General features: G+C 75.4%; 2 protein-coding genes. One reads left to right on the top strand and one right to left on the bottom strand.

Annotation, left to right across the window (positions count from 1 at the left end; all coding sequences use genetic code 11):
• Nucleotides 1-596, bottom strand: a 596-nt coding sequence (locus tag ESO86_RS17510) for a LysR family substrate-binding domain-containing protein (protein WP_129236016.1), incomplete at its 3' end; no start/stop codon positions are given.
• Nucleotides 597-724: 128 nt separating this feature from the next.
• On the opposite strand from ESO86_RS17510, the gene ESO86_RS17515 reads away from it, so the two are divergent.
• Nucleotides 725-1,070, top strand: a 346-nt coding sequence (locus ESO86_RS17515; RefSeq protein WP_129236017.1) for a DUF5997 family protein, incomplete at its 3' end; no start/stop codon positions are given.

The raw sequence follows: 1,070 nt of genomic DNA on the forward strand, positions 1-1,070 counted from the left end.
TCGGTCCGCGCATCGCCGGCCGGGTCCGTGGCCTCCGCCGGCCCGCCGCTCCGCGAGCTGCGCGCGGTGCGGCCGCGGACGACGCCCACGAACTCCTGGATGTCCTCGTCGTCGCGGGCGACCCGCCAGACGAGCGCGATGCGCGTGGTCGGCGCATCCGTCACCGGGACCGCGACTACGTCGCGGCGATGGTTCAGGCGGGCGACGCCGTGCGGCATCATCGCCCATCCCGTCCCGGCTGCGACGAGCTCGACGGTCATCGCCGGGTCCTCCTGCTCGGGAGCCCGCGGCTCGTCGGCGAGGTCGGCCAGCACGAGCGACTCCGCCTCCGCGAACGGGTGGTCCTTGGGGAGCACCGCGACGGCGACCTCCTCCCACAGCGGGATGACGTGCAGCTCCTCTTCGTCACCGTCGACGGGCAGGCGCACGAACGCGAGGTCGGCCGCTCCGGCGCGCAGCTCGAGGAGCTGACCGGCCTCGTCGACCCGCGTCGCCTCGAGCGGCAGGTCGGGCCGTCGGTCGGCCCAGGCCCGGAGCCACTTCGCGGGGCTCACCCCGGCGACGTACCTCAGCCGCAGCGACACGTTCGTCCTCATTCCCGCCGCGTGCGCGGCCCTCTCAGGCTAGCGCCGGGCGGGCCGAGCCGACGTCCCGATGCGCGCCCGGACGCCGACGCGACTAGCGTGGAGGGGTGAACGCCGACAAGCCCCGCCAGTCCCAGTCGATGAAGCCGGAGACGGCGGCCAAGAAGCTCGGCGTCCTGCTCGATGCGACGCCCGATGACTTCCGCGCCTCGCCGGTCACGCGCGACGAACTCGCCGCCCTGCAGGCCGACCCGCCCGAGTGGCTCGCCACCCTGCGACGCGAGGGCCCGCACCCGCGGGGCGTCGTCGCCGCGAAGCTGGGCGTCTCGAACTCCGGTCTCGCCCGCGCCGGCATCACCGACCCGCTGACCACCGCCGAGATCAAGGCGCTGCTCGAGGCGCCGCCCGCGTGGCTCGTCGAGGAGCGTTCGCGTCAGGCCGGCGTGCGCGCCGAGAAGCGGCGCATCGCGGAGCGCGACGCGGAGC

This window comes from Agromyces binzhouensis (genome assembly GCF_004135055.1).
Taxonomy (GTDB): domain Bacteria; phylum Actinomycetota; class Actinomycetes; order Actinomycetales; family Microbacteriaceae; genus Agromyces; species Agromyces binzhouensis.